The organism is Bradyrhizobium sp. CFUWI (assembly GCF_056429085.1).
In genome coordinates, this window is sequence record NZ_JBWJZE010000001.1 from 35,249 (window position 1) to 59,700 (window position 24,452).

The 24,452-nt window shown below is 65.3% G+C and carries 24 protein-coding genes; 14 read left to right on the plus strand and 10 right to left on the minus strand.

Annotation, left to right across the window (positions count from 1 at the left end; genetic code table 11):
• The first annotated feature begins 127 nt into the window (after nucleotides 1-127).
• Nucleotides 128-1,120 (plus strand): helix-turn-helix domain-containing protein, encoded by a 993-nt coding sequence (locus AC066S_RS00190; RefSeq protein WP_478268640.1) that lies wholly within the window; start codon nucleotides 128-130, stop codon nucleotides 1,118-1,120.
• Between the two features lie 8 nt (nucleotides 1,121-1,128).
• Here AC066S_RS00190 and AC066S_RS00195 read toward each other — a convergent pair whose 3' ends face one another.
• Nucleotides 1,129-2,274: an acyl-CoA dehydrogenase family protein gene (locus AC066S_RS00195; protein WP_126260989.1), complete on the minus strand. Its 1,146-nt coding sequence runs from the start codon at nucleotides 2,272-2,274 to the stop codon at nucleotides 1,129-1,131.
• A 126-nt stretch (nucleotides 2,275-2,400) separates the two neighbouring features.
• On the opposite strand from AC066S_RS00195, the gene AC066S_RS00200 reads away from it, so the two are divergent.
• Entirely contained in the window at nucleotides 2,401-3,075 is a 675-nt protein-coding gene (locus tag AC066S_RS00200; protein WP_478268641.1) for an alpha/beta hydrolase family protein, read from the plus strand.
• A 3-nt stretch (nucleotides 3,076-3,078) separates the two neighbouring features.
• Here AC066S_RS00200 and AC066S_RS00205 read toward each other — a convergent pair whose 3' ends face one another.
• On the minus strand, nucleotides 3,079-4,053 hold the full coding sequence (locus tag AC066S_RS00205) for a ketopantoate reductase family protein (protein WP_478268642.1): 975 nt from the start codon (nucleotides 4,051-4,053) through the stop codon (nucleotides 3,079-3,081).
• A gap of 153 nt (nucleotides 4,054-4,206) precedes the next feature.
• Here AC066S_RS00205 and AC066S_RS00210 point away from each other — a divergent pair, with 153 nt between their 5' ends.
• Nucleotides 4,207-5,007, plus strand: a complete 801-nt coding sequence (locus tag AC066S_RS00210) for an enoyl-CoA hydratase-related protein (protein WP_478268643.1) — start codon at nucleotides 4,207-4,209, stop codon at nucleotides 5,005-5,007.
• A 3-nt stretch (nucleotides 5,008-5,010) separates the two neighbouring features.
• Here the strand turns inward: AC066S_RS00210 and AC066S_RS00215 are convergent, their stop codons facing one another.
• Complete coding sequence (locus tag AC066S_RS00215) at nucleotides 5,011-5,283, minus strand: hypothetical protein (protein WP_478268644.1); 273 nt, start codon at nucleotides 5,281-5,283, stop codon at nucleotides 5,011-5,013.
• Nucleotides 5,284-5,392: 109 nt separating this feature from the next.
• On the opposite strand from AC066S_RS00215, the gene AC066S_RS00220 reads away from it, so the two are divergent.
• The 4 genes from AC066S_RS00220 (at nucleotide 5,393) to AC066S_RS00235 (ending at nucleotide 9,585) form a co-directional block, all read left to right on the plus strand.
• The gene (locus AC066S_RS00220) at nucleotides 5,393-6,760 is read left to right on the plus strand and encodes an FAD-dependent oxidoreductase (protein ID WP_478268645.1); all 1,368 of its coding nucleotides are present in this window, start codon (nucleotides 5,393-5,395) and stop codon (nucleotides 6,758-6,760) included.
• 34 nt (nucleotides 6,761-6,794) lie between these two features.
• Nucleotides 6,795-7,799 (plus strand): ABC transporter substrate-binding protein, encoded by a 1,005-nt coding sequence (locus AC066S_RS00225; protein WP_478268646.1) that lies wholly within the window; start codon nucleotides 6,795-6,797, stop codon nucleotides 7,797-7,799.
• 201 nt (nucleotides 7,800-8,000) lie between these two features.
• A complete protein-coding gene (locus tag AC066S_RS00230) occupies nucleotides 8,001-8,774 on the plus strand; it encodes an ABC transporter ATP-binding protein (RefSeq protein ID WP_135171417.1) in 774 nt (257 codons plus the stop codon).
• Nucleotides 8,767-9,585, plus strand: a complete 819-nt coding sequence (locus AC066S_RS00235) for an ABC transporter permease (protein WP_478268647.1) — start codon at nucleotides 8,767-8,769, stop codon at nucleotides 9,583-9,585. The genes AC066S_RS00230 and AC066S_RS00235 overlap by 8 nt, the downstream gene beginning before the upstream one ends.
• Before the next feature lie 144 nt (nucleotides 9,586-9,729).
• On the opposite strand, the gene gtdA is transcribed toward AC066S_RS00235, so the two are convergent.
• Complete coding sequence (gene gtdA, locus AC066S_RS00240; protein ID WP_135171416.1) at nucleotides 9,730-10,770, minus strand: gentisate 1,2-dioxygenase; 1,041 nt, start codon at nucleotides 10,768-10,770, stop codon at nucleotides 9,730-9,732.
• Nucleotides 10,771-10,959: 189 nt separating this feature from the next.
• On the opposite strand from gtdA, the gene maiA reads away from it, so the two are divergent.
• Together maiA and AC066S_RS00250 are read left to right on the plus strand one after the other, a co-directional pair.
• On the plus strand, nucleotides 10,960-11,592 hold the full coding sequence (gene maiA, locus AC066S_RS00245) for a maleylacetoacetate isomerase (RefSeq protein ID WP_126261001.1): 633 nt from the start codon (nucleotides 10,960-10,962) through the stop codon (nucleotides 11,590-11,592).
• Entirely contained in the window at nucleotides 11,582-12,094 is a 513-nt protein-coding gene (locus AC066S_RS00250) for a MarR family winged helix-turn-helix transcriptional regulator (protein ID WP_478268648.1), read from the plus strand. The genes maiA and AC066S_RS00250 overlap by 11 nt, the downstream gene beginning before the upstream one ends.
• A gap of 153 nt (nucleotides 12,095-12,247) precedes the next feature.
• Here AC066S_RS00250 and AC066S_RS00255 read toward each other — a convergent pair whose 3' ends face one another.
• The 5 genes from AC066S_RS00255 to AC066S_RS00275 all read right to left on the minus strand — a co-directional run bounded on the left by AC066S_RS00255 (nucleotide 12,248) and on the right by AC066S_RS00275 (nucleotide 17,483).
• The gene (locus AC066S_RS00255; RefSeq protein ID WP_126261003.1) at nucleotides 12,248-13,861 is read right to left on the minus strand and encodes a benzoate-CoA ligase family protein; all 1,614 of its coding nucleotides are present in this window, start codon (nucleotides 13,859-13,861) and stop codon (nucleotides 12,248-12,250) included.
• Complete coding sequence (locus AC066S_RS00260) at nucleotides 13,858-14,997, minus strand: FAD-dependent monooxygenase (protein ID WP_164719010.1); 1,140 nt, start codon at nucleotides 14,995-14,997, stop codon at nucleotides 13,858-13,860. The genes AC066S_RS00255 and AC066S_RS00260 overlap by 4 nt, the downstream gene beginning before the upstream one ends.
• Before the next feature lie 190 nt (nucleotides 14,998-15,187).
• Entirely contained in the window at nucleotides 15,188-15,403 is a 216-nt protein-coding gene (locus AC066S_RS00265; RefSeq protein WP_126261004.1) for a hypothetical protein, read from the minus strand.
• Between the two features lie 128 nt (nucleotides 15,404-15,531).
• The gene (locus AC066S_RS00270; protein WP_126261005.1) at nucleotides 15,532-16,329 is read right to left on the minus strand and encodes a cysteine rich repeat-containing protein; all 798 of its coding nucleotides are present in this window, start codon (nucleotides 16,327-16,329) and stop codon (nucleotides 15,532-15,534) included.
• Nucleotides 16,330-16,475: 146 nt separating this feature from the next.
• The gene (locus tag AC066S_RS00275; RefSeq protein WP_478268649.1) at nucleotides 16,476-17,483 is read right to left on the minus strand and encodes an NADP-dependent oxidoreductase; all 1,008 of its coding nucleotides are present in this window, start codon (nucleotides 17,481-17,483) and stop codon (nucleotides 16,476-16,478) included.
• A 211-nt stretch (nucleotides 17,484-17,694) separates the two neighbouring features.
• Between AC066S_RS00275 and AC066S_RS00280 the strand changes: the two genes are divergently transcribed.
• Together AC066S_RS00280 and AC066S_RS00285 are read left to right on the plus strand one after the other, a co-directional pair.
• The gene (locus tag AC066S_RS00280) at nucleotides 17,695-18,993 is read left to right on the plus strand and encodes a dicarboxylate/amino acid:cation symporter (RefSeq protein WP_126261007.1); all 1,299 of its coding nucleotides are present in this window, start codon (nucleotides 17,695-17,697) and stop codon (nucleotides 18,991-18,993) included.
• A gap of 9 nt (nucleotides 18,994-19,002) precedes the next feature.
• Nucleotides 19,003-19,956 carry an amino acid ABC transporter substrate-binding protein gene (locus tag AC066S_RS00285; RefSeq protein ID WP_126261008.1) on the plus strand — a complete coding sequence of 318 codons (954 nt, stop codon included), beginning with the start codon at nucleotides 19,003-19,005 and terminating at the stop codon, nucleotides 19,954-19,956.
• Nucleotides 19,957-20,123: 167 nt separating this feature from the next.
• Here AC066S_RS00285 and AC066S_RS00290 read toward each other — a convergent pair whose 3' ends face one another.
• Nucleotides 20,124-20,936, minus strand: coding sequence for an ATP-grasp domain-containing protein (locus tag AC066S_RS00290; RefSeq protein WP_478268650.1), 813 nt, complete (start codon nucleotides 20,934-20,936; stop codon nucleotides 20,124-20,126).
• Between the two features lie 373 nt (nucleotides 20,937-21,309).
• On the opposite strand from AC066S_RS00290, the gene AC066S_RS00295 reads away from it, so the two are divergent.
• The 3 genes from AC066S_RS00295 to AC066S_RS00305 all read left to right on the plus strand — a co-directional run bounded on the left by AC066S_RS00295 (nucleotide 21,310) and on the right by AC066S_RS00305 (nucleotide 24,445).
• A complete protein-coding gene (locus AC066S_RS00295; RefSeq protein WP_478268651.1) occupies nucleotides 21,310-22,083 on the plus strand; it encodes a ferredoxin--NADP reductase in 774 nt (257 codons plus the stop codon).
• A 333-nt stretch (nucleotides 22,084-22,416) separates the two neighbouring features.
• The gene (locus AC066S_RS00300; RefSeq protein WP_205680543.1) at nucleotides 22,417-24,114 is read left to right on the plus strand and encodes an FMN-binding glutamate synthase family protein; all 1,698 of its coding nucleotides are present in this window, start codon (nucleotides 22,417-22,419) and stop codon (nucleotides 24,112-24,114) included.
• 91 nt (nucleotides 24,115-24,205) lie between these two features.
• The gene (locus AC066S_RS00305; RefSeq protein WP_126261099.1) at nucleotides 24,206-24,445 is read left to right on the plus strand and encodes a PilZ domain-containing protein; all 240 of its coding nucleotides are present in this window, start codon (nucleotides 24,206-24,208) and stop codon (nucleotides 24,443-24,445) included.
• Nucleotides 24,446-24,452: the final 7 nt, after the last annotated feature.

The following is a 24,452-nucleotide window of genomic DNA, read 5'->3' on the forward strand; positions in this document are numbered from 1 at the left end:
CGAGACTGTGATTAGATTGAGGCCGCGCCGCCTTGGCCGCCAGCGGTGCTGCCGCGCGTCAATTGTGCACCAGCGGCTGATGTGCCGCTTGGCTGGAAGTGAACCGGATTGGTCTCGGAGTGAACCGATGCAGCAGATCGAGCGCGCCGTTCCGTCACGCCAATCGGCCTGGGATACCGCCGACCTGCGGCCGAACGAGCAATTCGCCTATTATCGCGAGGCGATCTGCCAGGCCTTCATGAACTTGACGCCGGAGCCGGCGGCAGCTGCCGGCTTTCCTGCCAGCGTCGACCACATCCGGCTCGGCGATGGCGCGATCAACCGCGTCAGCTTCCCCGAGCACGTGGTGCGCCGATCGGCGGCCGACATCGCGGCGTCCGACCGCAGCTGCTTCTACCTCAATCTGAAATTGGCCGGCCGCTGTCGCATCCAGCAGGGCAATCGCGAGATCAGCCTGTCGCCCGGACAGGTCGGCATCTTCGACAGCGATCGGCAGTTTGCGCTTCTGCACGATCGCGGTCCGCAATTGCGCGTCGCCTCGTTCTGGGTGCCGTCCGAGGCCTTGCGCGAACGGCTGCCGGCTTCGTTCGACGTCGCTGCGGCACGGGTCTCCGACGATCCCGTCGTCGGCCATCTCATCGTCGAGACCGCGCGCACGCTCGCCGACGGCGCGCTGCGGATGACCGAAGACGAGGGGAGGCGGCTGTTCCGGGCGCTGATCGAGCTGGTCGCCGTAAGCCTGTCGCGACGTGGTCGGGCAGGTGCTGCGGAGACCGAGAATCTCGCCGATGCAACCATGCTGGCGTTGAAGCGTGCCATTCATCGGCGGCTCCGCGAGCCCGGCCTTGCGGTCTCCGACGTCGCCGACGCCGTGGGCATCAGCGAGCGCTACGTGCACAAGCTGCTGGCGCGATCGGGCTGCAGCTTCACCGATTACGTCATCGACAATCGGCTCGACGGCGCGGCCAGGGATCTCAGCGATCCCGCAATGACGGATCGTGCGATCGGCGCCATCGCGTTCGACTGGGGCTTCTCGGACCTCTCCCACTTCACGCGGCGCTTCAAGCAGCGCTTCGGCTGCCGGCCGCGCGACTGGCGCGCAGCAAAGGCGAGCAGCTGACGCCTGGGTTACAACGACCTTGCGATCAACAGCTTCATGATCTCGTTGGTGCCGCCGTAGATCTTCTGGATGCGCGAATCGATGAAGATGCGCGAGATCGGGTATTCCTGCATGTAGCCGTAGCCGCCGAACAGCTGGAGGCATTCGTCGGCGGTCTCGACCTGCTTCTCCGAGCACCAATATTTCGCCATCGACGCCGTGACCGTGTCGAGATCCCCGGCGACCAGGCGCTCGATGCACCAGTCGACGAAGACGCGCGCGATCATCGCCTCGGTCTTGCGCTCGGCCAGCTTGAAGGCGGTGTTCTGGAAATCCATCAGCGGCTTGCCGAAGGCTTTCCGCTCCTTGGTGTACTCGGTGGTGAGCTTGATCGCGCGTTCCATCGCGGCGACGGCGCCGACTGCGAGCGCGAGGCGCTCCTGCGGCAATTGCTGCATCAGCTGAACGAAGCCCTGGCCTTCTTCCTTGCCGAGCAGGTTTTCCGGAGGCACGACGACATTGTCGAAGAACAATTCCGACGTGTCGGAGGCATGCAGGCCGATCTTGTCGAGGTTGCGCCCGCGCTTGTAACCGTCCGCGCCCGCGGTCTCCACCACGATCAGCGAAATGCCCTTGGCGCCGGCTTCGCCGGTGCGCGCGACCACGATGACGAGATCGGCGGCCTGGCCGTTGGTGATGAAGGTCTTCTGGCCGTTGATGACGTAGGAATTGCCCTGTTTCTTCGCCGTGGTCTTCACGGCTTGCAGGTCCGAGCCGGTGCCGGGCTCGGTCATGGCGATGGCGCCGACCATCTCGCCGGAGGCCATCTTCGGCAGCCAGCGCTTCTTCTGCTCCTCCGAGCCGTAATTGAGGATGTAATGCGCGACGATGGCGCTGTGCACGGAGACGCCGGTGGTCAGCTCCGGCACCGTGCTCTCGAGGTCGTCGAGCACCGCCGCGTCATAGGCGAAGGTGGCACCGAGGCCGCCATATTCCTCCGGCACGCTTGCCAAGAGCGCGCCCATCTCGCCGAGCCCGCGCCAGGCGAAGCGGTCGACCATCTTCTGCTCGCGCCATTTTTCGGCATGCGGCGCCAGATCCTTGGCAAGATATTTCCGGAACTGGTCGCGGAAGACGTCGAGCTCTTCGGTCATCCAGGAGGAGCGGTAGGGCATGGAAACCTCGGTTGATGCGGCGTTTCCGCTTGGTAGGCCGGCGGGCCGCGGCAATTATTGTGTTTTCAGGCTGCCGCTGGGACGCTACCAAGGCGGCGGTAACAGCTTCTGTCGGGATGGTTGATTGTGGCTGTCAAAACAAGAGAGCTCAAGCTCGACATCGAGCGCATCGGCGCGGTCTCCGCGATCCTGACGCAGCCCGACAAGGCGCGCGCCTGCTATGTGTTGGCGCATGGCGCGGGCGCCGACATGCGGCATTCCTTCATGGAGAAGGTCGCCCAAGGCCTCGCGGGCCGCGGCATTGCGACGTTCCGGTTCAATTTCCCTTACATGGAAGAGAAGAAGGGACGCCCCGACCAGCCGGCCGTCGCGCACGCCGCGATCCGCGCGGCGGTCGCGGAGGCCGCGCGACTGTGTCCCGGGGTGACGCTCGTCGCCGGCGGCAAATCGTTCGGCGGGCGCATGACCTCGCAGGCCCAGTCGAAAGCGCCGCTGCCCGATGTGAAAGGGCTCGCCTTCCTCGGTTTCCCCCTGCATGCCGCCAAGAAGCCGTCGTCCGAGCGTGCCGAGCACCTCGCCGGCATCGCGATCCCCATGCTGTTCCTGCAGGGCACGCGCGATGAGCTTGCCGATCTCGGCCATCTCAAGCCCGTCATTGCGGGGTTGGGGAAGGCGACGCTGCACGAGGTCGAAGGCGGCGATCACTCCTTCGCGGTGTTGAAGAAATCGGGCCGGACCAATGACGAAGCGCTCACCGAGGTGCTGGACACGCTCGCGGCCTGGATCGATCGAATCGCCTGAAGCTCACGCGGCGTAAAGCCCCTTGTCGCGCGCTTTCTGGATCGCCAGCGCGGCGATCAGGTCGAGCGTCGGTGTCGACAGACCGGCGGTGCGCGCGAAGGCCTGGGGCGCCTTCACCAGCACGTCGATCTCCATGGCGCGGCCGAGCTCGTAGTCCTGCAGCAGCGAAGGCTTGTGGTTAGGGGCGGGGCCGCTGCGGCTGACGCGCTTGACCTCGGGGATGAAGTATTGGGCAATCTCGTTGGCCTCGGTCAGCATGCGCGGGATGACCTCGGCGAAAGCCGGGTCGTCGCGCACGCCGCGCGCGGTCTGGCCGGTGAGCAGGCACAGCACCGACAGCGACATGTTGGTCAGCAGCTTTGACCAGATCGCCTCGCGGATATCGGCCACCGGCGGCGATTCCAGCCGTGCATCGTTGAAGGCGTTGCGCAGCTTGGTGATCCGCTCGCAATTGCGGTCGTCGCATTCACCGATCAGGAGGCGATTGCGGTCCGGAGTGAGATTGTGCACCACGCCGGGCGCGGTCACCTCGTTGGAGGAGAAGACAACTCCGCCGACGATCCGTTCCTTTGGAATGCAGGCGCGCAGGCGCCCGCCGGGGTCGAGGAAGGAGATATCTGGCGGCGTCGGATGCCGCGGCGGCAGGCCGATCCCGTACCACCAGGGAATGCCGTTCTGCGCGAACACGATGGCGGTATCGTCCTGCAGCAGCGGCTTGATGCTGGAAACCAGCCCCTGAAGCGCCGTCGCCTTCAGCGTCGAGATCACGACGTCCTGAGGTCCGAGCTGGGCCGCATCGCCCGATGCGTTCACCTTGGCGCTGACCTCGGAATCGCCGACCCGCAGCTTGAGGCCGCCCGCGCGCGCCGCCTCCAGATGCGCGCCTCGCATCACGCATGAAACGTCATGGCCGGCCCGCGCCAGCCGTACCGCAATGTGGCTGCCGACGGCGCCCGCGCCGAAAATGCAGATGCGCATGATGATTCCGTCCTGTCCCTTGCTGCCACCCGGGCGCCAGCATGACACAAGCCGCCATGCGATGGGCGCGACCGCCCCACGCTGGAAAGATATGGATCGGGATGCGTCGCCTCGGCCATAGTGCGCGCCAAGCAAACGACCGGAGGATCGCCGATGACTGCCAGCCCCGTCCTGTGGACCCTTGACGAGCGCGGGGTTGCGACCGTCACGTTGAACCGGCCCGAGGTCAACAACGCCTATGACGGCGCGCTGATCGCGGGCGTGCTCGCGGCCATGGACGATCTGGGGACGAAGCCTCACCTGCGCGTCGTCGTGCTCAAGGGCAATGGCAAGCACTTCCAGGCCGGCGCCGATCTGAAATGGATCAACGGCGTGCGGCCGCAATCGGCTGAAGCGAACGAGGCGGCCTCGCGCGCGACCTTCGAGGCCGTGCAGCGGCTCAACACGCTACCGATTCCGACCGTCGCGCTGGTGCAGGGCGGCTGCTTCGGCGGCGGCACCGGCGTGATCGCGGCCTGCGACGTCGTGATCGCAGCGGACAATGCGCTGTTCTCGATCACCGAGGTGCGCTGGGGCCTGACCGCGGCGATCATCATCCCGCAGCTCTGCGACGCCATCGGCGTCCGCCAGGTCCGCCGCTACGCGCTGACCGGCGAGCGTTTCGGTGCCGAGGACGCCCGCCGCATTGGTCTCGTGCACGAGGTGGTGCCGCTGGCCGAACTCGAGGCCGCAGGCAGCAAGCTGGTCGAGCAATTGCTCGCCAACGGGCCGGAGGCGATGGCTGAAACCAAGAAGCTCGCACTGGAGAGCTCGTTCGGCGGCATGGCGGTGGACGATGCCGCCTACACCCGGCTCGTGCAGCTGCATTCGCTCAAGCGCCAGAGCGCGGAGGCGGCGGAGGGACTGGCGTCGTTCGCCGAGAAGCGGGCGGCGAAGTGGGGCGGCGGGAGCTGAGCGTCAGCAGCCGCGGCAGATGTTGTTGATGCTGAGGTAGACCGCATCGTCGTCCTGCCGCATCTGGCGCAGCGTTTCGAGCGTCCTGCTCGCGTCGGTCGCGGGCGCAGGCTTGCGCCTGGCCGCGAGCTCGTCCTCCTGCCGCTTGTAGCAGGCTTCGCGCTCCGGCTTGGCCTGGATGAAGCGGCAGTTCTGCTCCACGGCTGTGGCGGGAGCGGCGGAGATCGCCAAGGCGAGCAGGGCGGCGAAACAATATCTGACGATGATCGAATCCATGGCCGCCCTTGTCTCAGGTCCACCGAGGGTGAGCAACCGCGATCTTGCGACGATGGCGCCTGCCGGCTAATCCGTGGTCCTGTTCGAAGGGTTTGGGAAGGGACGCGCCATGCGGACCGTGACGATCGAAGAACCGGCACGACAGGTGCCGCTCTATGGCGAATACGAAGTCGTGGTGCTCGGCGGCGGGCCCGCCGGCATCGTCGCGGCGGCTTCAAGCGCGCGCGCCGGGCGGAAGACGCTGCTGATCGAGCGCTACGGCTTCCTCGGCGGCATGGGCACGGCGGCCGGCGTCACGAACTTCTGCGGCCTGCATGGCAATGTCCATGGCGAGCACCGGCGGCTGGTGCAGGGCATGGCCTCCGAGCTGCTGGCGCGGATTGATCGATTGGGCGGCCTCAACACGCCGCATCTGATCCTCGGCAAGGTGTTCGCTCAGGCCTATGACACCGCAGCCTACAAGATCGCGGCTGACGAGCTGCTGGCCAGCCACAAGGTGCATATCCTGTTCCACGCGCTCGGCGCCGGCGTCGTGATGGGCGACAACAGCCGCATCGACGCGCTGCTGGTCGAGACCAAGGCCGGCCGGCAGGCGGTGCGATCGGACATCTTCATCGACTGCTCCGGCGACGGCGATCTCGCGGTCTGGGCCGGCGCGCCGTTCGAGATCGGCGACGCGCACGGTCATCCGCTGTACCCCTCGATGATGCTCCGTCTCAACGGCATCGATCCCGCGCGCGCTGGCGAAGCCTGGCGGACCATTCCGCAATTGATGGAGAAGGCCATTGCGGCCGGCACGCATAGATTTCCGCGCAAGAGCGCGATCGTGCGGCCGCAGAAGTCCGGCATCGAATGGCGGGTGAACTTTACGCAAGTGGCGCGCGAGGATGGTCACGCCATCAATGGCGTCGAGCCCGACGATCTCACCCGCGGCGAGATCGAGGGCCGCAAGCAGGCGCTCGCCGCTTACGAGTTCTTGCGCAGCACTGTCCCGGGCTTTGAGAAGTCCTACATCGTCGATTTGCCGCCGCAGCTCGGCATCCGCGAGACCCGCCGCATCACGGGCGGCTATCAGCTCAGCGGCGAGGACGTGCTCGGCTGCGCCTCGTTCGAGGATTCCATCGGCGTCAATGGCTGGCCGATCGAGGCCCATGTGCCCGGCGACGTCGTCTTCACCTTCCCGCCGATCCCGGAATCCCGCGGCTATAACGAGCTGCCGTACCGCATGCTGGTGCCCGAAGGGGTCGAGAACCTGCTCGTTGCCGGCCGCTGCGCCTCCATGACCCATGAGGGCCAGTCCGCGGCGCGGGTATCCGGGGCCTGCTTCGCGATGGGGGAGGCCGCCGGCTCCGCCGCCGCGCTGGCGCTCTCCGGAAACCGGATTCCACGCGAAATCCCCATTGAAAAATTGCAGGAAACGTTGAAACAACAGGGTGCCTTCATCGGCCGGGACCAAATGGTGCCGGAAGGATTGTGACGGGCGGCAATAGAACGACGGCGGAGGAAACGGGATGATCGGAATGGTGCGGCTCGCGCTTGCGGGCCTTCTGGCGATCACGGCGATGGGCGGTGCAAGGGCCGAGGACGCGCTGAAGGCCAGGATCGGCGTGCTCCGCCTGTCCTCCTCCGCGCCCGTCTTCATCGCGCAGGACAAGGGCTATTTCCGCGAGGCCGGCCTCGAGGTCGAGCTGAAATTCTTCGACGCGGCCCAGCCGATCGCGGTCGCGACCACGTCGGGCGACGTCGATTTCGGCATCACCGCCTTCACCGCCGGTCTCTACAATCTCGCCGGCAAGGGCACCCTGAAGGTGATCGGCGGCATGAGCCGCGAGAAGGCCGGCTATCCCCTGATCGGCTATTTCGCCAGCAACAACGCCTACGCGGCCGGCCTCAAGACGCCAAAGGACCTCGCCGGCAAGCGCGTGGCGATGACGCAGGTCGGATCGAGCTTTCACTATTCGCTCGGCCTGCTCGCCGACAAATACGGCTTCAAGCTCGCGGACGTGAAGATCGTGCCGCTGCAATCGCTGTCGAATGCGGCGGCCGCGCTGAAGGGCGAGACCGTCGATGCGGCGCTGCTGCCGATCTCGACCGCGCGCAAGCTCATGGACGAAGGCGGCGCGAAATTCCTGGGCTGGGTCGGCGACGAGACGCCCTGGCAGCTGGGTGCGGTGTTTGCCTCGCCGAAGACGCTGACCAACAAGGCGCTGGTGACAAAGCTGCTCGGCGCCTTGGCCAAGGCCGACCGCGAATACTACGACGTCATCCTCGCGGCGCTGAAGGACGGTGTCGCGCCGATCAACGACAAGACGAAGCCGCTCTTGGAGATCATCGCCAAGTACACCAATCTGCCGGTCGAGCAGGTGGTCGGCAATTGCGCCTACATCGATCCCGACGGCAAGCTGGACGTGAAGAATGTCGACAACCAGATCAAATGGCTCCAGGAGCAGGGCTTTGCCGACAAGGGCTTCGACGCGGATGCGATCATCGCCAAGGAATTTGTGAAGGCGGATTGATGTTGCGCGCTCATCTCTCTCTCCGTCATCCTGAGGCGCGAGTAGCGCAGTGCATCCGCACTGCGCTGCGAGCCTCGAAGGATGAACGGCCCGGATGCAGCGGGGCCGTCGCCCTTCGAGGCCTGCGCTTCGCTCCGGCACCTCCAGCGACAACGGCTTCGCCGTTGCGCGGGGGTGACGGATCAAGGAGTTGTGCGTGAGATGGACCTGATCGCCAGCCACATCTCCCATCGCTTCGGCGATCTCGCCGTGCTCGACGACGTCTCCTTCACCGTTGGCGCCGGCGAGGTGGTGGCGATCGTCGGACCCTCGGGCTGCGGCAAGAGCACGCTGCTGTCGATCCTCGGTGGGTTGCTGCAGCCGACGTCCGGTGCGCCCGAATTGCGCGGCTCGCCGCCGGCGGACAGTCTCAATCCGCTCACCTTCGTGTTCCAGGATTTCGCGCTGCTGCCCTGGGCAACGGTCGAGCAGAACGTCGAATTCCCGCTGCTGCATGCCCAGCTTTCGGCGGCGCAGCGCCGCGCGCTGGTCGACGACGCCTTGCGCCGCACCGGCCTGACCGATTTCCGCAAGACCTATCCGAAGCAGCTCTCCGGCGGCATGCGCCAGCGGGTCGGCATTTCGCGCGCGCTGGCGGTGAAGCCCGCCATCCTGCTGATGGACGAGCCGCTGTCGGCGCTGGATTCGCAGACCCGCGAGCTCCTGATGGAGGATTTCGTCCGCCTGCTCGCCGACGGCGGCATGGGCGCGGTCTATGTCACCCATAATCTCGAAGAGGCGGCGCGGCTCGCCGATCGCATCGTGGTTCTGTCGCGCAGACCCGGCCGCATCCGGGAGGTCGTGACCGTGCCGATGACGCGCACCGAGCGCGGCGAAGCTGCGGCACGCGAGAAGCTGCTGGCGCTGCAGACCCAGATCTGGTCGCTGATCCGCAACGAGGCGATCGATGCCGAGCGCGAGGTCCAGCATGCTTGACCGCGCGGGCCTATCTGCCAAGGACGAGGCGACGCGGCGCGTCGGTTTCCGCGGCGCCGGCTTCGTGCCCGCGAGCAGCCGCTACGGCGGATGGATCGCGCTCGCCCTCGTCATCGCGATCTGGCAGGCCGCCGGCAGCGCCGGCCTCGTCAATGCGCTGTTTCTGCCGACGCCCTCTGCAATCGTCCGGGCGATCTACCAGCTCGCGATCTCCGGCGCGCTCTGGCAGCATCTGTCCGCCTCGCTGCTGCGCATCGGCGTCGGCTGGCTGCTCGGGACCGCGGCCGGCATCGCCGTCGGTTTTGCCATTGGCCTGTCGCGGCTGGCGCGCAGCGTCGGCATCACCTTCATCTCGGCGCTGTTCCCGATCCCGAAGATCGCGCTGCTGCCGCTGCTGATCCTCTGGCTCGGCATCGGCGAAGAGCCGAAGATCGCGACCATTGCGCTCGGGGTGTTCTTCTCGACCGCGATCTCGGTCTATAGCGGCGTCGATGCGGTGCCGCGCAACCTGATCCGCATGGCGCAGAGCTTCAACGTTCCCTTCGCCACCATCGTGCGCAAGGTGATCTGGCCCGGCGCGCTGCCGGCGATCCTCGCCGGCTTCCGCATCACCGCATCCGTCGCGCTGCTGCTCGTCGTCAGCGCCGAAATGATCGGCGCGCAATACGGCATCGGTGCCTTCGTGCTGCAGGCCGGCAATCTGATGCAGACCGATCAGCTGCTTGCCGGCGTGGTGATCCTGTCGGTGTTTGGGCTTGCGGTCGGCAAGGTGATCGGCTGGCTGGAGATGCGGTTGCTGCACTGGCGGTAGCCAGGTTCACCGCTGCCGTAGGGTGGGTTAGCCTCGCGGATTGCGCGAAGCGCAAACCGCTAGGCGTAACCCACCTCTTATGCTTCCGCGTTTGCCGAACGAGTTGGTGGATTACGCCTTCGGCTAATCCACCCTACGAGACCCTCACGCGTTGCCGCGATCTTCCCTGAACAGATCCAGCTTCTGCTGCACCGGGCGGTCCGAGAAGCTGAACAGCACGGCGTCGTCGTCGGCCTCATGGGTGACCCAGTGCCAGCTCGGCACCACGAACAGATCACGCGGCCCCCATTCGAACACGGTATCGCCGATGCGGCTGCGGCCCCTGCCTTCGATCGGGCAGAATACCGTCGCATCGGTTGAGCGATAGCGCGCGGTCTTGAAGCCCTTGGGCAGCAGCTGGATGAAGGTGCCGATGGTCGGCATCGCGAAATCGCCGGTCTCGGGGTTGCTGAACTTCAGCTTCAGCCCGTGGCAGGGGTCCCATTCCTGGCTCGTCCTGGCCTTCTCCAGCGCTTCGCGCGTATGAGCATAGGGATAGCTGAAGATCGGCGAGGTCTTCGACGAGCGCTTCACATCGACCGGCAGCAGATTGTGGCCGTAGCGGGCAAAACTGGCGCCGGCGGGCTTTGTGATCTTCTGCTGGTCCTCCTTGGCGCCTTCCGCGAACGAGCAGTCGAAGAACTGCACCATGGGAATGTCGAGGCCGTCGAGCCAGAACATCGGCTGGTCGGTCTCATTGGAATGGTCGTGCCAGGTCATCGACGGCGTGATGATGAAGTCTCCCGGCTCCATCGCGGTGCGCTCACCGTCGACAGCGGTGTGGGCGCCCTTGCCCTCGAGCACGAAGCGCAGTGCCGACTGGCTGTGTCGGTGCGCCGGTGCGACGTCGCCGGGCACCACCATCTGCACGCCGGCATAGAGCGAGGTCGTGATCTTGGACTGGCCGCGCAGGCCGGGATTTTCCAGCACCAGCACGCGCCGCTCGGCCTCCTTGGCGGTGATGAGCTTGCCGGCTTCAATCATGTAATCGCGGATGACGTCGAATTTCCAGAGGTGCGGCCGGCAGGCGCTCTTCGGCTCCGGCGTGATCAGATCGCTCATCACCGTCCACAGCGCGGTGAGGTTCTCGCCGTCGATCTTCTTGTAGAACGCCTCGCGTTCCGGTGTCTTGGTCACGGCTTCCATGGCGGCGCTCCCGTTCGTTTGTTGATTGACAGTATACTGACGATCTGGCTAGCGTCAACGTGAGGGACGGCTTACAAGTTCGCTGTCGTTCCGGGGCTCGCGCAGCGAGAACCCGGAACCTCGAGATTCCGGGGTCGGCTCTTCGAGCCGCCCCGGAATGACGAGCAAGAAACAGCAGGGAGGGTGCCAATGAAGCTGCACGGCTATTTCCGCTCCAGCGCCGCTTATCGCGTTCGGATTGCGCTGAATCTCAAGGGCCTCAAGGCCGCGCATCTGCCGCATCATTTGCGCAAGGGCGAGCAATGCGCGCCCGCCTATCTCGCCATCAACCCGCAAGGCCTGGTGCCGGCGTTGGAGAACGATGCGGGTGCGGTGCTGACGCAATCGGTCGCCATCATCGAATGGCTCGACGAGACGCACCCGCATCCGCCGCTGCTGCCGAAGGATGCGCTGCAGCGCGCCAAGGTGAGGGCGTTTGCGCTGGCGATCGCCTGCGACACCCATCCGGTGCAGAACCTGAAAGTGCTGGCGCGACTGCGCGAGCTCGGCCTGCCCGAAGAGAAGGTCCAGGACTGGGCCGCCTGGGTCAATCGCGAAGGCCTGTCGGCTTGCGAGATCCTGATCAAGGACGAGCCCGGTCCGTTCTGCTTCGGCGATGCGCCGACGCTGGCCGATCTCTGTCTCGTGCCGCAGCTCGCCAATGCGCGCCGCTTCGGTGTCGACGTCTCGGCCTATCCGCGCCTGCTCGAGGCCGAGGCCGCGGCCAAGGCGCTGCCGGCGTTCGCCGAGGCTGCACCGGAGAAGCAGCCCGATGCCGAGTAAGCCGCCCGCTCCGATCACGATCGATGCCGTCTATGCCGCGCCGGGCTATCTGTTCCGGCGCATGCAGCAGATCGCGGTCTCGATCTTCATGGAGGAGTGCAAGACGTTCGACCTGACCCCGGTGCAATATGCGGCGCTGATCGCGATCCATACCCATCCCGGCATCGACGCCACGCGGCTGTCGGCGGTGATCGCCTTCGACCGCTCCACGCTCGGCAGCGTGATCGAGCGGCTGCAGGCCAAGGACTATATCGAGCGCAAGCCGGCGCCCGAGGACAAGCGGATCAAGCTGCTCTATCTGACCAGGTCAGGCGCGGCGATCCTGCGCGAGATCATCCCCGCCGTCGAGCGTGCCCAGGCGCGCATGCTGGAGCCGCTGAAGCCGGCGGACCGCAAGACGCTGATGGGCCTGTTGTCGCAGCTCGTCGACCTCAACAACGAGGCCTCACGCGTGCCGCTGCGGGCCGAGGATGCGCTGGAGCATCTGGGCAAGACGGGGTGAGGGGGAGCCACGGCGAGTCCAGCGCGAGATCTCGTAGGGTGGGCAAAGGCGCCTTTGCGCCGTGCCCACGACCTCTCTCCAACGGACCAGAGTGGTGGGCACGCTCCGCTTTGCCCACCCTGCGATGGCGGTACGCGGATCTCCGCCCTTGCTTCACATCCGCAGCAATGCCTGCCGGTCGATCTTCCCCGTGCCGGTCTTCGGCAGCTCGTCGATGAAGATCACCTCGCGCGGATATTTGTAGGGCAGCAGCTTGCCCTTCACGTAATCCTGTAATCGCCGCGTCGTCTCACCCCGGTTGGCCGTGCGGTCGTTCATCACCACCACCGCCTTCAGCGTCATGCGGCGGTCCGGCAGCTCGGCGGCGAACACCGCGCATTCGCGGATCTCGGGGTGGTCGGCGAGACAGAGCTCGACCTCGAGCGGATAGACCCACTGGCCGGAGATCTTGACCAGATCATCGGCGCGGCCGCGGAAGAAGTGGAAGCCGTCGGCATCCCTGACGAAGCGGTCACCGGTGTAGATCCACCCTTCCTCGCGGATCGTCTCGGCGGATTTGTCCGGCCGGTTCCAGTACAGCGGCGTGTTGGAATCGCCGCGGACCCACAAGATGCCTTCCTCGTTGTCGCCGACGTCGCCGCCCTCCTTGTCGCGCAGCGCGACCTCATAGCCGGGTACGCGCAAGCCGGCTGCGCCGAGCTTCTTCCGCTCGGGCCGGTTGGAGAGATAGATGTGCAGCACCTCGGTGGAGCCGAGGCCTTCGACGATCTCCAGGCCCGTGAGCGCCTTCCAGCCGTTGAAGACCTCGGCCGAGAGCACCTCGGCGGCGGAGAGCGCCATGCGCAATGATGAGAAGTCGGTCTTGTCCGCGCCCTCGGCCTTGGTCAGCGACGTATACAGCGTCGGCAGGCCGAAGAACACCGTCGGCCGGTACCGCGCGATCGCTGCGAAGATCGCGGCGGGTTTCGGCTGGCCCGGCAGCAGCAGCGTCGCAGCTCCCGCCGAGAACGGGAAGGTGACGGAATTGCCGAAGCCATAGGCGAAGAAGATCTTCGGCACGGAGAAGCAGATGTCGTCGGGCGTGAGCTTCAGGATGTTCCGAGCGAAGGCGAGATCGCTGTAGGCCATGTCGTGCTGGAGATGCACGATGCCCTTGGGCCGGCCGGTCGAGCCGGAGGAGTACATCCAGAACGCCATCTCGTTGCGATGCGTGTGGGCTTCGGCCAACTCGGTCGAAAACTGCGTAAGCCAATCCGCCGCCGCAACAGCTGCTGGCGCCGCGTGATCGCCCACCGCGCCATTGACGACGATCAGCGTACGCAGCTTCGTGTCCTTGCAGGCTTCGACGTTGAAGCGCGCGGAGAATTCGGACTCCGCCACCGCAACGACGGCCCCGGAATCGGCGAGATAGAATTGCAGCAGGTCGGGCGGCGTCAGCGTGTTGATCAGGAGCGGCACGAAGCCGGCGCGCACCGCGCCGAAAAACGCGGCCGGATAGGCCGGGGTGTCGTCGAGGAACAGTAGCACGCGGTCGCCGCGCTTCAGGCCGAGCGAAGCAAAGCCGTTGCCCCAGCGGCAGGCGTCCGCGCACAGCTCGGCGTAGGTTCGCGTGCCCGCGGGCCCCAACAGCGCCAGCTTGTCACCGCGGCCCTTGCCGAGGTTGTCAAACAGCACTCGGCTGGCATTGTAGATGTCGGGAACGGCAAAGCCGATCTCGCGCGTCCCCGCGCTGTCGGCGGGCACCTGGTCGAAAATCTCGTTGCTCATGCCTCGTCTCCGCCGTTCTTGGCCGCCTCGTAGCGGGACATGAAGGCCGGCGACATCGCGCGCAGCCGGGAATCGTCGATCCGGCCCGAGCGGGTGATGTAGCTGTAGGCGAAATCCATCAGGGGAAGCTTCATGTGCTCGGCAAAGCGCTCATACCAGAACGCCGAGGTTCGCGCGGCGTTGACGAGCTTCTGCACCACCGGTTTGCGCGCGGCCTGGTAGCGATGCAGGGCGGTCGCAAGATGCGCATCCGATTCCAGCGCCTTGACCAGCGCAATGGCGTCCTCGATGGCAAGCCGCGTGCCCGAGCCGATCGAGAAATGCGCCGAATGCAGGGCGTCCCCGAGCAGCACCATGTTCTTGAACGACCAATGCTCGTTCCAGACCCAGGGGAAGTTGCGCCAAACCGATTTGTTGGAGACAAGGCAATGGCCGCCAAGCGTGTCCGCGAACACTTCTTCGCAGACGCCCTTGGACTGCTCGACGTCCTTGTAGGCGAAGCCATAGGCCTGCCAGGTCGCGTGGTCGCATTCGACGAGGAAGGTGCTCATGGCCGGCGAGTAACGGTAATGATGCGCGTTGAAGGCGCCGCGGTCGGTCTTCACGAAGGTTTGCGACAGCGTGTCGAAGCGCTTCGAGGTGCCGTACCAGACGAACTTGTTGGAAGAGTAGGACAGCGAGGTGCCGAAATCGCCCTCATAGGCGCGGCGCACCAGCGAGTTCAAGCCGTCGGCGGCGACGATCAAATCGTGGCCATTGAGCTGGTCGATGGCGTGGATCTGCGAGTCGAAGCGGGGCGTGACGCCGACGTCGAGCGCGCGCTGCTGCAGGAATCTGAGCAGCTCCAGCCGCCCGATCGAGGAGAAACCGACCCCGTCGATGGCGACGCTGTCGCCATGAAGGTTCAGCGTGATGTTCTCCCAGCTCTCCATATGCGGCGCGATCGCGTCGACCGTCTCGGGGTCGTCGGCGCGCAGGAATTCAAGCGCCTGGTCGGAGAACACGACGCCAAAGCCCCAGGTCGCGTCGGCCGGGTTCTGTTCGAACAGGTCGACCTGATCCTCGGGGTGACGCTTCTTCCAGAGATAGGCGAAATAGAGCCCACCGGGCCCCCCGCCAATCACGGCGATCCGCAACGTCTGCCTCCCTAATTGACAGTATACTTACTATCTAGGGGTAGACTAATGTGCTCCGGCGTCCGGCGCCAGCGGAAATTATCCGCCGAGCGCGGGCGCCGCAGCTCGCCCTCGGACACACGTCTTGTGCGCATCCGAAGCCGTCAGATCCGAACCATAGCCAAACCGCGCCGGCTTGGCTATTCGCGCATCAGACGCAGCGCTTCACATAGACCCCGTTCACCAACACCCTGGTACAGCGGACCACGGGGGCCGGCTTGCGGACCACGACGGCCGCGTTCGGCCCGGCGCAGCCGGCGCGATAGACGCCGCGGGCGCACACCACCGCGTTGGCGTCGGTGGCCTCGAGAATCATGGACGCTCCGAAGGCGAGCAGCGCAGAAGCAACGAGCAGCAATGAACGCATGGTGTCCTCCCGGGGCTTGTCGTGGTCGAAACTGGGTCTGAAGAAAGTATCTGCGTCAGCGTGCGAGCAACTGGTCGCGCACTGCGCAATTCATCTCCGTGCTGCGGATAAACATCATCCGCTCCGCCCTATCTGGCGGCGAAAGGCGCGAGCACCTCCTTGCAGGCCGGCGAGAGCGATGCCGCCCGGTTGGAAATGCATTGGATGATCCGGCCGCCGCCGGGCGCCACGCCGGCGCAGAGGGTGCGGATGTCGGCGCCGCAAGCCGACCGCGCGATGAACAGCTCTTCGCGCGGCAGCAATGGCCGCAGCACGATGGTGGCCGGTGCCGCGGCAGGCGCCGCCGCGGCGGCCGGTGCAGCACCCGACGCGGGCGCGGCCGCTCCGCCACCGAACGCCGCATTCACGGCCTTGGCGCAACCGGCCGACACCTTCGCCTTGTTCTTCTCCAGGCATTCGATGGCGGGCGCGCCGCCGGGCGGCACGCTGGCGCAGACCTTGGGATAATCGCCGCGGCAGGCGCTCTTGATCGCGGAAGCCTGGGCAGGGCTCGGCTGCTTTGCTGCTGCAGCCGGCTTGGCCGCTGGCTCGGCGGCGGGCGCCGCTTCCGTTTTTGCCGGTTCAGATTTGGTAGGCTCGGATTTGGCGGGCGCCGCTTCTGTCTTCGGCGCGGCGGCCGGCTCGACCGCGCGAACCGCAGCCTGGCACCCCGACGACAAGCTCGACATGTTCTTGGCGAGGCATTGAACCGCCTCCACTCCGCCGGGCGTCACGCTCGAGCAATGCGCCATGAAGTCCGAGCGGCATGCGGACCGGATGGCGCTCTTCTGGGCCTCGGTCTGCGCGAGCGCTCCTGTTGCAGTTGCGAAGAGTGCCGTCGCCAGCAACGCGGTGCGCGTCGATGCATGTTTCAACGTGTTGAGCATTTGAATGAATTCCTGCCCGGTCGGGAACGCCGACTATTTTGAAAAGATATACAAGCGCAATCGTCGCGAGGGTCAGCTCGCGAGCGGCATCTTTGGCTGCTTCGGCCTCTACCGCAAGTCAATTATGCCGGCGCAATTGGGCGCGACTACGTCGTCAGTCTCACCATGCGCTTGCCGCGGTTCTCGCCCGCGAGCAATCCGATCAGCGCTCCTGGCGTGTTCTGCAATCCGTCGATGATGTCTTCCTGCACCTTCAGCTTGCCGGATTTGACCCAGGCCTGGAGCTCGGCGAGCGCGCGCTGGCTCTCCTTCATGTAGTCCATCACGATGAAGCCCTGCATGACGAGCCGCTTCACCACGATCAGTCCCGGCACGCCGCGCGGGCCGTGCGCTGCGGGCGCGCCGTCGTATTGCGAGATCGCGCCGCAGCAGGCGATGCGGCCGTAATTGTTCATCTGCGGCAGGCAGGCTTCGAGAATGTCGCCGCCGACATTGTCGAAATAGACGTCGATGCCCTTCGGAGCAGCCGCGCGCAACGCCTTGAAGACCGCGCCATCCTTGTAGTCCACGGCGGCATCGAAACCGAGCTCGGAAGTAAGCCAGTTGCACTTGTCCGCGCCGCCGGCAATGCCGACCACGCGGCATCCTTTGATCTTGGCGATCTGTCCGACGATCGAGCCGACCGAGCCCGCGGCCGCGGAAACCACCACGGTCTCACCCTGCTTGGGCTTGCCGATCTCGAGCAGGCCGAAATAGGCGGTGAGGCCGGCGATGCCGAACACGCTGAGCAGATGCGTCATCGGTTCGAGCTTCGGCATCTTGGTGAGATGCTTCGCCGGTACCGCGGCAAATTCCTGCCAGCCGGTGTCGCCGAACACGATGTCGCCCGGCGCAAGCTCCGGCGCCTTCGAGCTGACGACCTCGGCGATGGCGCCGCCGGCCATCACGCTGTTGGCCTCGACCGCGGAGCGATAGGTCGCGCCGTGCATCCAGGCGCGGTTGGCGGCGTCGAGTGAAATGTATCGCACGCGCAGCAGGGCCTCGCCGTCTTTCGGTTCCGGCATTGCGCCGTCCACCATCTTGAAATGCTCCGGGCCGAGCTTGCCGCTGGGCTTTTCGACCAGCAGAATTTGGCGATTGGCGTTGCCGCTCATGGCGTTTCCCTCTTTGATGTCTTGACGATTATTGATGCAGCCGCCGCAAACAAAACGTGCAGGCCGCATGTGTTCTGCGCCGCATGAAGGCTAGAGCGCGGCGTGCGATTTCACAACGGGAACATCCCGAAAACGCGACCACACGCAAAGCGTGTTGCGTCGCTGTAATATCTACGACATCATGAAGCGCCGATGTACGTGGGGATCAACGATGTCCAACAGGTTTACGCAATACATTCTGGCGGCGATGGTGCTCGGCATCATCATGGGGGCGGCGATCTACAGCTTCCTGCCCGACACGCGCGCCGAGTGGGCCTCCGCCATCAACCTGATCGCCATGATGTTCCTGCGCCTGATCAAGATGATCATCGCGCCTCTGGTGTTCGCGACCCTGGTCGGCGGCATCGCCCATATGGGCTCGGGCTCCAAGCTCGGCCGCATCTTCGCCAAGACCATGGGCTGGTTCGTCAGCGCCTCCTTCATCTCGCTGCTGCTCGGCCTGATCATGGTCAATCTGCTGCAGCCCGGCGCGAATTTCCCCGGCACGTTGCCCGCCGCGGATCAATCGACCGGCCTGCCGGTGTCGGCCTTCTCGATCGAGAAATTCCTCACCCATCTGATTCCGACCTCGATCGCGGATGCGATGGCGCAGAACGAGATCCTGCAGATCGTGATCTTCGCCGTGTTCTTCTCGGTGGCGATGGGCGCGATGCCCGAGCGCTCCAAGCCGATCCTGGCGCTGATCGACGACATCGGCCACATCATGCTCAAGGTCACGAGCTACGTGATGCTGTTCGCGCCGCTCGCGGTGTGGGCCGCCATCACCGCCACGGTCGCCAAGAACGGTCTCGGCGTGCTCTGGAAGCTCGTCGTCTTCATGGGCGGCTTCTATCTCTCGCTGGCGATCCTGTGGGCGATCCTGATCGTCGTCGGCTTCATCGTGATCGGCCCGCGCTACAGCCATCTCCTGAAGCTGATCCGCGAACCGCTGATGATCGCGTTCTCGACCGCGAGCTCGGAGGCGGCCTATCCGAAGACGCTGGAGGGCCTCAATCGCTTCGGCGCCTCGTCGCGGATCTCGAGCTTCGTGCTGCCGCTCGGCTATTCCTTCAACCTCGACGGCACGATGATGTATTGCACCTTCGCGAGCGTCTTCATCGCGCAGAGCTATCACATCGACATGCCGCTCGGCACCCAGCTCGCGATGCTGGCGACGCTGATGATCACCTCCAAGGGCGTCGCCGGCGTGCCGCGCGCCTCCCTCGTCGTGATCGCCTCGACGCTGGCGCAGTTCAACATCCCCGAGGCGGGCCTGCTGATGATCATGGGCATCGACACCTTCCTCGACATGGGCCGCAGCGCCACCAACGTGATCGGCAACACGCTGGCGACCTCGGTCGTGGCCAAATGGGAAGGCGAGCTCGGGCCCGAGCACGCGCTCGGACCCGGCGACGTCGTGCCTGAGGACATGGTGCCGGGCGAGGTGCCCGCGATGGCCGGCCATGGCTAGGAGCGAACCATGGTCCAGATCCTGGCGAGGTCGTTGACCTCAGGCCGCCTGTGGCTCGCGGCATCGCTGCTCGCGGCCGCCTTGTCCGCGACCTCTTTGTTCGCGACCTCTGCGCGCGCGCAGACTGGCGAAGGGCTCAGTCCGACCCTGGCCGCGATCAAAAAGGCGCATGCCGTGCGGCTGGGTTATCGCGAGAGCTCGCCGCCGTTCTCCTTCCTCGACCAGTCGGGCCGCCCGATCGGCTACAGCCTGGAGCTCTGCGAGGCCATCGTCGAGGAGATCGGCGTCGAGGTCGACGATCCCAACCTCAGGATCGACTACGTCAAGGTCACCTCGGACGACCGCATCGACGCCATGCTCCAGAACAAGATCGACCTGGAATGCGGTTCGACCACCGCCAATGCCGAGCGCGGCAAGCGCGTTGCCTTCTCGCCCTTGATGTTCGTCGCCGGCACCAAGCTGATGGTGCCGAAGGGAGCGGCTGTTTCCGGGGTCGCGGACCTCAAGGGCAAGACCGTGGTGGTGACCAAGGGCACCACCAACGAACAGGCGATGCACGCTGTCGACAAGAAGCTCTCGCTCGGCCTCAACATCGTGACCGCGCCGGATCACGAGCAGTCGTTCCGGATGGTAAACGACGGCAAGGCGGATGCGTTCGCAACCGACGACATTCTGCTCTATGGTCTGATCGCGCGTCATAAGGCGCAAGGCTATTTTCGCGTGGTTGGGGACTATTTGTCCTACGATCCCTACGGCATCATGTTCAGGAAGGGCGAGCCGCAGCTCGCCGCATTGGTCGAGCGCGCCTTCCGCAAGCTCGCCTCCAACCGCGACCTCGTCCCGCTCTACAACAAATGGTTCACCGCACGGCTGCCCACCGGCGAACGCCTGAACGTGCCGATCTCGCTGCAGCTGGAAGAGGCGTTCAAGGCGATGGACGATTCGGCCGGCGCGAACAATTGAGTCGGGGCGTCTCTCTCACCTCTCGCTCCGTCATCCTGAGGCGCGCGCTCGGCGGTGCAAGCGCACCGCTGAGCAAGCCTCGAAGGATGAACGGCCGAGGTGCCAGTTGGGCCGTCGTCCTTCGAGGGCCGCTGAAGAAGCGGCCACCTCAGGATGACGGTGATGGCTCAGCGTTCGTGGCGCGATTCGTCGAACACCCGGTCCAGCGCCGCGTCATACGTCGCCTGCACCAGCTCCGGATGCAGCTTCGCCAGCGCCTCCATCATCACGCCGGAATTGATCTCGAGCACGCGCCACGTGCCGTCGACACGAACCACGTCGATCGAGGCAAAGACAATGCCGATGGCGCGCGCGGCGTCGATCGCGAGCTTGACGCAGGCGGTGCGGACATCGCCATCCTCCAGCAGCACCGGTTTTGCGCCGGCGTCGAGATTATGCCGCCAATCCGCGCCACGCTGCTTGCTGTAGGCGACGCGCGGCAAATCATCCAGCAGCACCACCCGCACCTCGTCCTCGATCGCGACATAGGGCGAGATCACGAGGCCCGTGCTCATCGAGAAGATCTCGCTGGCCGCGCGGTCGAGGTCCGCCTCGGTCGTCACCTTGAATACCGAGCGGCCCGATGTTCCCTCGTTCGGCTTCACGACAACGCCCTGCGGATTGTTGCCGAGCAGCTCGAGCATGGCCTCTCGCCAGCCGGCGCCGACCACGTTCCTTCCCAGCTTCGGATTGAGGAAGAGGTGATGCGGAACGCAGGGCACGCGCTCCAGCGTCAGCACCTCGGCGGTGGCCGATTTGTCGTTGGCGAGACGGTGCGCGATCGCGCTGTTGAGGCCGATGTCGTAGCCGAAGGCGAAACGGCGCATCTGGCCCCGGCGCATCGCGATCAGCCAGCCGTCGGCGCGGACATCGACGGCGATGCCGTGGTCCGCGCAATAGCGCCTGATTGCCTGAACGAAGATTCGCTCGTCGCCTGTCATGTCTCTCCTCGTTCCTGTCGCCGAAGACCGCAAAAACGCGGGCAAAAGCGCCAATCGCGTGGGAAATCAGAGCTATTCTTAATGAAATTCTCGCGAGCGCGACGGAAATTAAGTGCTGCAATCGAGCCCTGCAGGGAAAAGAAATTGCCCTCTGTGCAGCAGAGGCAGCAGATTCGTTAATGATGCGTCCAATTCCGCCGCAAATGCCGGTTTGATCGGCATCAATTGCAGCCGAAACGAGGTTGATTATTGGTCTCAATGGCGTAGATCACACACGCGAAATCCTCCGCCATGGCAATGGTGTCCGCCCCGTTTTCAGGGGCAGGGCGACGCTGTTGCCCGAAAACCGCAATTATTCGGAATATCGAAAATCATGAGCGCGTTTTACCGAGAGAAGGTTCTTTCCGTCCAGCACTGGACCGACACGCTGTTCAGCTTCCGCGCCACGCGCGATACCGGCTTCCGCTTCCAGAACGGCCAGTTCGCCATGATCGGCCTCGAAGTCGACGGCCGTCCGCTGCTGCGCGCCTACAGCATGGCCAGCGCCAACCACGAGGAAGAGCTCGAGTTCTTCTCGATCAAGGTCCAGGACGGCCCGCTGACCTCGCGCCTGCAGAAGATCAAGGAAGGCGACACCATCCTGGTCGGCCGCAAGGCGACCGGCACGCTGATCACCGACAACCTCCTTCCCGGCAAGCGGCTGATGCTGCTCTCGACCGGCACGGGCCTCGCGCCGTTCGCGAGCCTGATCAAGGACCCCGAGGTCTATGAGCGGTTCGAGTCCATCGTGCTGGTGCACGGCTGCCGCCAGGTCTCCGAACTCGCCTATGGCGAGAAGCTGGTCGCGACCTTGCGCGAGGACGAGCTGTTCGGCGAGCTGCTCGCAGACAAGCTCGTGTACTATCCGACCGTGACCCGCGAGCCGTTCAAGAACCGCGGCCGCATCACCGACCTCATCAGCTCCGAGCAGATCTTCAACGACATCGGGCAGGGCCCGCTCGACATCGCAACCGACCGCATCATGATGTGCGGCAGCCCGGCGATGCTGGAAGAGCTGAAGGTGATGTTCGAGAGCCGCGACTTCATCGAAGGCAGCGGCAACAAGCCCGGCCATTTCGTCATCGAGAAGGCGTTCGTCGAGCGGTAAGCTCGAGCCACGCTCTCGTGCCCCGGACGCAGTGCAGCGCCCCCGGCGATGCGAAGCATCGTCCGGTGCGATGCGCTGCAGAGCCGGGGCCCATTTCACCATAGCATGTGCTGTTGCATTCTGGCTCCCGGGGTCCGCGCTGGCGCTTGCCCGGGACACAGCTGGTTCGCGGCCGTTGGGGCTGCTCAATTCGGCAGGCTCTGCTGCACTGCAAAATCTATCCGTCCGGCTGATTGATTTGTCTCGGCCGAATTCGCTAGCCTTGAAACAAGGGCCACGTCATATCCGTATGACAGGCGAAGGCGTATCGTACCGCCTCATGCTGGCGAGAGGATGGGAATCGTGGCCGACGACAACAAGACGCAGCAATCCCCCAAACGCCTGCCGCTGGCGGAAGAGGGGATCATGGAAACCCTGCTGCTGCCCTTCTCGCCCCGCTTCATCGTGCTGACGATCTGCGCGGTCGTCACCGCGCTCCTGATCGGTATCGGCATCGTCGACAGCAAGATCTTCGACATCCTGCTGGTGCCGATCCTGATCTTCGGCGCGCTGACGCTGCTCGGCGTCCGCGATCTCCTGCAGAAGAGCCACGCGGTGCTGCGCAACTACCCTATCTCGGCGCATATCCGCTTTCTGCTCGAAGAGATCCGCCCCGAGATGCGGCAATATTTCTTCGAGAGCGAGAAGGACGGCATGCCGTTCTCGCGCGACACCCGCGCGGTGGTCTATCAGCGCGCCAAGATGGAGCTCGACAAGCGTCCGTTCGGCACCCAGGAGGACGTCTACCGCGAGGGCTACGAGTGGATGCACCACTCGGTCGCGCCGAAGACGCATGCGCCGGAGAAATTCCGCATCACCGTCGGCGGTCCCGATTGCACCAAGCCCTATTCGGCCTCGGTGTTCAACATCTCCGCGATGAGCTTCGGCGCGCTCAGCCCCAACGCGGTGCGGGCGCTCAATGCCGGCGCGAAGAAGGGCGGCTTCGCGCACGACACCGGCGAGGGCGGCGTCAGCCCCTACCATCGCGAGATGGGCGGCGACATCATCTGGGAGATCGGCTCCGGCTATTTCGGCTGCCGTCATCTCGACGGCAGCTTCGATCCCGAAGCGTTCGCGCGCGTCGCCTGCGACGACCAGATCAAGATGGTCGAGCTCAAGGTCAGCCAGGGCGCCAAGCCCGGCCATGGCGGCGTGCTGCCGGCGGCAAAGGTCTCGGAGGAGATCTCCAAGATCCGCGGCGTCGCGATGGGCGAGGACTGCATCTCGCCGGCCTCGCACCGCGCGTTCTCCACCCCGGCCGGCATGATGCAGTTCATCGCCGAGATGCGCCGCCTCTCGGGCGGCAAGCCGGCCGGCTTCAAGCTCTGCATCGGCCATCCCTGGGAATTCCTGGCGATCTGCAAGGCGATGCTCGAGACCGGCATCTATCCGGATTTCATCGTCGTCGACGGCAATGAAGGCGGCACCGGTGCGGCGCCGCTGGAATTCATGGATCACTTGGGCACGCCGATGCGCGAGGGCGTCAATTTCGTTCACAACGCGCTGATCGGCATCAATGCGCGCGACCGCATCAAGATCGGCGCCTCCGGCAAGATCGCCACCGCCTTCGACATGGCGCGCGCCATGGCGATCGGCGCCGACTATTGCAACTCGGCGCGCGGCTTCATGTTCTCGCTCGGCTGCATCCAGTCGCTGAGCTGCCACACCGACCGCTGTCCGACCGGGGTGGCAACGCAGGACCCGACGCGCGCGCGCGCGCTCTATGTGCCGCTCAAGATCGACCGCGTGCACAATTATCACCACGCGACGCTGCATTCGCTGACCGAGCTGATCGCCGCCGCCGGCCTCGATCATCCGCAGCAGCTGCGCCCGATCCATTTCAGCCAACGGACTTCGACGACGCAGGTGAGATCCTTTGCTCAGCTCTATCCGGCGCTGCGTCCGGGCGAGCTGCTCGAAGGCACCGCGGACCCGCGTTTCAGCGACGCCTGGCGGATGGCACGCGCGGACACGTTCCAGCCGGCGCTGTAGCGGCAGCGCCCCACCGCGCTACCGGCCTGCGCAAGGCGAGAGCGGAGCGGGCTTTTAACGGTTGGTTCAACTTTGGGTGTAAATTATGCCCATGGACGAACGGCGCAACAAGGCAAGGCATCGCGTGCTGAAAGCCGGAACCATCGAGTTCGGCGGCGGCGCGATCGATTGCACCGTCCGCAACCTGTCCGACACCGGCGCCGCGCTCGACGTCACCAGCCCACTCGGCATTCCCGAGCATTTCACCCTGTTCGTTCCGGCGGACGCAACGCATCGCGCTTGCAGGGTGGTCTGGCGCAAGGAGAAGCGGATCGGCGTGAGATTCGGGTGAGTGGGTG